The 6,384-nt window shown below is 64.6% G+C and carries 10 protein-coding genes; 7 read left to right on the forward strand and 3 right to left on the reverse strand.

The window, feature by feature from the left end:
- Positions 1–26 precede the first annotated feature (26 nt).
- The 4 genes from V6M52_RS14025 to V6M52_RS14040 all read left to right on the forward strand — a co-directional run bounded on the left by V6M52_RS14025 (position 27) and on the right by V6M52_RS14040 (position 3,679).
- Positions 27–413 carry a DUF2147 domain-containing protein gene (locus V6M52_RS14025; RefSeq protein ID WP_332701455.1) on the forward strand — a complete coding sequence of 129 codons (387 nt, stop codon included), beginning with the start codon at positions 27–29 and terminating at the stop codon, positions 411–413.
- Positions 414–672: 259 nt separating this feature from the next.
- Positions 673–1,095, forward strand: a complete 423-nt coding sequence (locus V6M52_RS14030) for a hypothetical protein (RefSeq protein ID WP_332693647.1) — start codon at positions 673–675, stop codon at positions 1,093–1,095.
- On the forward strand, positions 1,076–2,329 hold the full coding sequence (locus V6M52_RS14035) for a DNA-packaging protein (RefSeq protein ID WP_332701456.1): 1,254 nt from the start codon (positions 1,076–1,078) through the stop codon (positions 2,327–2,329). The genes V6M52_RS14030 and V6M52_RS14035 overlap by 20 nt, the downstream gene beginning before the upstream one ends.
- 195 nt (positions 2,330–2,524) lie before the next feature.
- On the forward strand, positions 2,525–3,679 hold the full coding sequence (locus tag V6M52_RS14040; RefSeq protein WP_332701457.1) for a phage portal protein: 1,155 nt from the start codon (positions 2,525–2,527) through the stop codon (positions 3,677–3,679).
- Here V6M52_RS14040 and V6M52_RS14045 read toward each other — a convergent pair.
- Genes V6M52_RS14045 through V6M52_RS14055 form a run of 3 tightly spaced genes read right to left on the reverse strand, consistent with a single transcriptional unit; the run spans position 3,676 to position 4,305 of the window.
- Entirely contained in the window at positions 3,676–3,822 is a 147-nt protein-coding gene (locus V6M52_RS14045) for a hypothetical protein (protein WP_332701458.1), read from the reverse strand. The genes V6M52_RS14040 and V6M52_RS14045 overlap by 4 nt on opposite strands.
- A gap of 5 nt (positions 3,823–3,827) precedes the next feature.
- On the reverse strand, positions 3,828–4,088 hold the full coding sequence (locus tag V6M52_RS14050; protein ID WP_332693635.1) for a DUF2442 domain-containing protein: 261 nt from the start codon (positions 4,086–4,088) through the stop codon (positions 3,828–3,830).
- Positions 4,063–4,305 (reverse strand): DUF4160 domain-containing protein, encoded by a 243-nt coding sequence (locus V6M52_RS14055; RefSeq protein WP_332701459.1) that lies wholly within the window; start codon positions 4,303–4,305, stop codon positions 4,063–4,065. Before V6M52_RS14055 ends, V6M52_RS14050 begins: the two co-directional genes overlap by 26 nt.
- A gap of 80 nt (positions 4,306–4,385) precedes the next feature.
- Here V6M52_RS14055 and V6M52_RS14060 point away from each other — a divergent pair, with 80 nt between their 5' ends.
- From V6M52_RS14060 to V6M52_RS14070, 3 genes are all read left to right on the forward strand, one after another.
- Positions 4,386–4,574, forward strand: coding sequence for a hypothetical protein (locus V6M52_RS14060; RefSeq protein WP_046170283.1), 189 nt, complete (start codon positions 4,386–4,388; stop codon positions 4,572–4,574).
- A 123-nt stretch (positions 4,575–4,697) separates the two neighbouring features.
- Positions 4,698–5,171: an HK97 family phage prohead protease gene (locus V6M52_RS14065; RefSeq protein ID WP_332701460.1), complete on the forward strand. Its 474-nt coding sequence runs from the start codon at positions 4,698–4,700 to the stop codon at positions 5,169–5,171.
- A gap of 10 nt (positions 5,172–5,181) precedes the next feature.
- Positions 5,182–6,384, forward strand: a 1,203-nt coding sequence (locus V6M52_RS14070) for a phage major capsid protein (RefSeq protein ID WP_332701461.1), incomplete at its 3' end; no start/stop codon positions are given.

Raw genomic sequence — 6,384 nt, forward strand, 5'->3', positions numbered from 1 at the left:
TCCTGAACGTTATCGAGGAGACGACCATGACTATTGCAAAGACCTTTGCCGCCGCGGCCATGGCACTCTTCCTCGCCGCCCCGGCCTTCGCCCAGGACCTGACCCCGGTCGGCACCTGGCAGACTGCATCCGGCGAGTCCCGCTATTCGGTGAGCTATTGCGGCGACGGCACCCAGCTCTGCGCCAAGCTGACCTGGCTGCGCAAGGACGCGCGGAAGCCCGAAAACGTGGCGCTGCTCAACCAGCTGGTGGTCAACGGCGCCAAGCCGGTGGCCGAGAACAAATGGCGCGGCACGGTGAATTACGAGGGCAACTCGGTTTCCGGCTCGGTAACGCTGGTCACCGAAGACCGCATGAAGCTGCAGGGCTGCCAGCTGATCGCCTGCAAGAGCGTGGAATTCGTCCGGATTTGATTTTGATTGGTGCCGGGATTCTGAGCCCTGCTGCGGTGACGTAGCGGGGCTTTTTCTTGTTTCGATTTGCACGCAGCGGCGCGCCATTCTGCTCATCCCCCAAATCCCTCCCTAGAAAACCGCCGGACTACCGGGCCTTTGCCGTTGGTGCTGAGAAGTTATCCCCGCGTCACGGTGATCGGCTATAGTTCAGGCATGGTCGAAGAAGTGGGTGAGGCGGCGGTGAGCCGGTCGTCCCCGCAGAAGCACCGGGGAACTCATGGCAGCGTCGAAACTGAAGGACACCCGCGACTGGGTGGCGATCCGGCACGCCTATGAGCATAGCGAGGAAACGATCAAGCAGATCTGCACACGCTTCGGCGTGACCAAGGGTTCGCTGGAAAATCGCTATCGCAAGGATCACTGGCCGTCGCGCCGCTCCGATATTGCCGGCCGGCGCCGCTCCACCCTGTCGCGGCTATTCGCCGTGCTGGAATCGCAGGTGGGGAAGTTGGCCAAGGCCGACAACACGACGCTAGGGGACAAGGAAGCGAACCAATTGACCGAGATGATCAAGAACTTCGACAAGCTCAGCAGCATGGAGCGCGCCGACAAAGACAATGGTGGCCCGGCGCAGAACAAGGACATGCGCGACAAGCGCGAAAAACTGGCCAGGCGCATAGATGAACGCAAGCGACGCTGACGGCGCGACACAGGTCGCAGCACTCTCCGATCATGAAGTCGACGCGCGCTACTGTGACTGGAACGAATGGGCCTACGACCAGCAACGCGAGCCTCCGGGCGACTGGACGACCTGGCTGTTCATGGGTGGCCGGGGCTGTGGCAAGACACGCACGGGAGCGGAGTGGGTGCGGGGCCTGGCGGCCCGCAAGGTGTCACCCATCGCGCTGGTTGGCGAGACCATGAGCGAGGCTCTGGCGATCATGGTGCGCGGGGAAAGCGGACTGTTCAATGTGTGCCTGGACAAGGAACGGCCGAAACTGCGCGGCTATCAGCTGCTGTGGCCAAACGGGGTGGAAGCGACATTGATGTCGGCCTCGGACCCCGATCGCTTTCGCGGGCCACAATTTGCGGCGGCCTGGTGTGACGAGGTCGCGAAATGGCCCGATGCGGAAGCGGCGTGGGACATGTTGCAGTTCAGCCTGCGCCTCGGTGAGCGGCCGCGGCAATTGGCAACGACTACGCCGCGGCCCATCGCGCTGTTGCGGCGACTGCTGGCCGATCCCAAAACGGTTGTCAGCCGCATGCGGACACAGGACAACCACGCCCATCTCGCTCCCGATTTCATGGAGAGCGTCGTGGGCCGCTATCGCGGCTCGGTGCTCGGCCGGCAGGAACTCGATGGCGAGCTGATCGAAGACCTGCCGGGCGCGCTGTGGCAGCGGGGCATGTTTCGCCGTTTCGAGGGTGGCCCGGTCGGGCGGATCCTAGTGGCGGTCGATCCGCCGGTGACCGGTACGGCGCGCTCCGATGCCTGCGGCATTGTCGTGGCCGGTCGGGTGGGCGAGGGCGCGGTGGTGCTGGAGGATTGTACGCTCAAGCAGGCGGCGCCGCTGGCCTGGGCGCGGCGGGCGGTGGCGGCGTTTCATGCGCATGAGGCTGATGCCATCGTGGTCGAGGTCAACCAGGGCGGCGACCTGGTGCGCCAGGTGATCGGGCAGGTTGACACCAATGTGCCGGTGCGCACGGCAAGGGCCAATCGCAGCAAGTGGCTGCGGGCCGAACCGGTGGCCGCGCTCTATGGGCGCGGGCTGGTGCGCCATGTCGAAGGGCTGACGGCGCTGGAAGACGAAATGTGCGCGTTCGGGGCAGATGGGAAGAGTGATGGACACTCGCCGGACCGGGTCGATGCGCTGGTCTGGGCGGTGACGGAACTGCTGCTGGGGGGCGAAGGGCCGCGGGTAAGGGGTTTGTAGTGTTGTCCACAAGCTCGATGCCCCCTTCTCCCCTTGCGGGAGAAGGTGCCCGAAGGGCGGATGAGGGGTCTATAACGCCAACGCCAAGAGAACCCCCTCACCCCGCTCAATCCGCTGAACGCGGATTGAGCGACCCTCTCCCGCAAGGGGCGAGGGGGATGGAGCCATGGGCTCAGCGAACAAGGATATATCGCAATGCCGAACTGGATCAGCCGCCTGCTGGGTGGCGGAACGAACACGCCTGCCGAAACCAAGAATTTTGCTGGGCATACGCTGCTGAGCCTCAGCCAGCTCGGTGCGGCGAACTGGAGCCATCGGGGCTTTGCCAGCCTGGTCAATCAGGGCTTTGCGCGGAACCCGGTGGTCTATCGCTGCGTGCGGCTGATTGCCGAGGCCGCCAATCGGGTGCCGCTGGTGGTCAGCGAGCGGGGCAAGCGGCTGGATGAACATCCGCTGGCAAGCCTGCTGGCTCGGCCCAATGGGCGGCAATCGGGCGGGGAACTGCTCGAGGCGGTCTATGCGTACCTGCAGACTTCGGGGAATGCCTATCTGCAGGCGGGGGTGGTCGATGGCGAGGTCAAGGGGCTGTTCTGCCTGCGGCCCGATCGCATGAAGGTGGTGGCCGGGGCCGATGGCTGGCCCATGGCCTATGACTATACGGCCGGCGGGCGCACGAGCCGGCTGCAGCAGGACGAGGGGCCGGTGCCCTCGGTGCTGCACATGGCGCTGTTTCATCCGCTGGACGACCACTATGGCATGGCGCCGCTGGAGGCGGCCCAGACCAGTCTCGATATCCACAATGCCGCCGGGGCCTGGAACAAGGCGCTGCTCGACAATGCGGCGCGGCCGAGCGGGGCGCTGGTCTATTCCATGGGTGGGCAGACGCTGACGGGGGACCAGTTCGAGCGGCTCAAGACCGAGCTGGAAGAGAATTTTTCCGGGAGCGCCAATGCCGGGCGGCCCATGCTGCTCGAGGGTGGGCTGGACTGGAAGACCATCGCGCTATCGCCCCGCGACATGGATTTCATCGAGGCCAAGCACGCCGCGGCGCGCGATATCGCGCTGGCCTTCGGCGTGCCGCCCATGCTGCTCGGCATTCCGGGCGACAATACCTACGCGAACCTCGCGGAAGCCAATCGCGCGCTGTGGCGGCAGACGCTGATCCCGCTGGTGGTGCGGGTGGCGGATGACCTCAGCAACTGGTTGTCGCCGGCCTTTGGCGGAGCAGTGGTCACGCCCGATTTCGACGGGGTGGAGGCGCTGGCCGAGGATAGGGCGGCGCTGTGGGCACGGGTGGGGAATGCGGAGTTTTTGAGCGACGCGGAGAAGCGGGCGATGCTGGGGGTTTAGATGCCTGTGAAGACGATCAGCAGGATAGCCAGCCCAACGAGTGGAATTCCAACCTTGTAGACGCCGCGAGCGATCGCGACCACGCCGGCCGCAACGACGAACGGCAAGACCATGATCGGTAGGATTGCGAGGAAAAGGTCCAAGCTGGCTAAGCTGCGCGGGTCTGGCGGTGACCGGCAAGCAGGCCGCGGACGGAGATGTCTTCGTCAATGGCCGGCCAGTGAATGCCTTCGCCGCGACCGATCAGGCGCCAGTTGGCACGGTCGTTGTCCGACGCATCGCGCAGGCGGGGAAACCACTCGACCGGCACGGAGAGCTCGCGGCCATCATCGAGGGTGACGCGCAGAACTGTAGCGGTGACGGCGACGTCAACGGCAAGCGGCTCAGTCTGCAGCGTCAAAGTGGTCATGCCAGGCCTTCAGGAATTCGGTTCGATGCTCGACGACCAATCGCCGAACTGCGCCCAGTTCGTGGGAGCGCACACGCTGCGATGATGCCAGTTCCACGGGCTCAAGCCAATACTTGGCGAGCTTGTCGCCGAATTCAACGTGAATGTGTGGCGGCTCGTCGTTCTCGTTGCTGAAGAAAAAGAACCGATAGCCGTCGCGGCGAAGGATCGTGGGCATGTGAGTGTCCTCAATGACAATCTGCATTGAGTTGACCTCTAGGGCCAGATGGTTGTTGGCATCGCATAGGGGGCTTCATCATGGACGAGCTGACCAAAACCGTCATCGAGCGGGGTGATCTTGCACACCTCGCACTGTTCCTGTGGGCCAGTGGCGCGAGTGCCCTTCTCGTGTGGAGCCTGCGCGAGATGGCCAAGGTGAATCAACACTTCAACGACTTCGTGCAGGAGATTGCCAGTTTGAATCGGCTGTTCAGGAAGGATGACTAACACCATGGCAAACAAGCAGAATCGGGAGAATGCGCAGCAGACGTTCCGGCAATTTGCCTGGAACCTGGCGGGGACGCTCGCCAAGCCCGGCAAGCCGGTCGCCGCCAGGCCGGGCAAGCGCTGATGGCGGGGATACCCATCGACGGCGAGGGGCGGTTTTCGGGTTATGCGAGCCTGTTCAACCGGCTCGATGCCGGCGGCGACATCGTCATGCCGGGGGCGTTTGCCAAGAGCCTGAGCAAGCGGCGGGACCGCATCCGGTTGCTGTTCCAGCATGATCCCAAGGAGCCGGTCGGCACTTGGGACGCCATTGGCGAGGACGGGCAGGGGCTGTTCGTGGCCGGTCGGCTGGTGCCGGGCGTACCGCGGGCCGATGCGCTGCGGCGGTTGATCGAGAATGGGGCGCTCGACGGGCTTTCCATCGGCTTTCGCACCGTCAAGGCGACGCGCGAGGGCGGGCATCGCAAGCTGTGGCAGATCGATCTGTTCGAGATCTCGATCGTGACTTTTCCGATGATGGAGGACGCGCGGATTGCGCCCTCCTATTCGACCGGCGCCGCCATCGTGGCCGCCACCCAGACTATTCGCAACCGATAAGGACATTTGCATGGACATGACCAGTGACGGCCTTGAAACCAAGGCCGGCGCGGGGAGCGATATTGGCGCTCTCTTCGCCGAATTCTCGACCGCGTTCGAGGAATTCAAACGCACCAACGACCAGCGCCTTGGGGAGCTGGAAAAGCGCGGTTCGGCCGACGGGTTGCTGGAAGGCAAGCTCGACCGGCTGAACGCCGTGCTCGACGGGCAGAAGGCGGCGCTGGATCGCGCCCAGGTGGAACGGGCCCGGCCGCTGCTGGATGGCAGGGCGCGTCACGTCGACGGCGAATACAAGGAGGCGTTCTCCTCCTATGTGAAACGCGGCGAGGAGAAGGCGTTGTCGATCGGCGTCGGCGCGGATGGCGGCTATGTGGTGCCGCCCGAGACCGAGACGGAAATCACAAGGCTGATGACGGCGGTGTCGCCGATCCGGGCCATTGCAGGCGTGCGGCAGGTGTCGGGCGCGGTCTATAAGCGGCCGATCTCGATCACCGGACCGGCTGTGGGCTGGGTGGGTGAGACGGCGGCGCGGCCGACGACGAACTCGCAGACGCTGGCGGAGCTCAGCTACCCGACCATGGAGCTCTATGCCATGCCGGCGGCGACCTCGGCCTTTCTCGACGATGCCGCGGTCGATGTCGGCCAGTGGATCGCCGACGAGGTCAACGCGGCCTTTGCGGCGCAGGAAGCCACGGCCTTCGTGACCGGCAATGGCGTCAACAAGCCGACCGGGTTTCTCGCGGCAACGGCAGTGGCCGAGACGAGCTGGAGCTGGGGTAATCTGGGCTACATTCCGACGGGCGTCGCCGGCGCGCTGCCGGCGAGCAATGCCAGCGACGTGCTGATCGACCTGGTCTATGCGCTCAAGGCTGGCTACCGGCAGAACGCGTCCTGGGTGATGAACCGCAAGGTGCAGGGGGCGCTGCGCAAGCTCAAGGATGCCGACGGCAATTACCTGTGGCAGCCGGCGCTGACCGCGGACGGCAAGGCGCGGTTCATGGGTTTCGAACTGGTCGAGGCCGAGGATATGCCGAACATCGCGGCCAACTCGCTGTCGATCGCGTTTGGTGATTTCCGGCGCGGCTATCTGATCGTGGACCGCCAGGGCGTGAGTGTGCTGCGCGACCCGTTCAGCAGCAAGCCGTATGTGCTGTTCTATACGACGAAAAGGGTCGGCGGCGGGATTGCGGATTATGACGCGATCAAGCTGCTG

The sequence above is a fragment of the Devosia sp. genome (assembly GCF_036676215.1).
GTDB lineage: Bacteria > Pseudomonadota > Alphaproteobacteria > Rhizobiales > Devosiaceae > Devosia.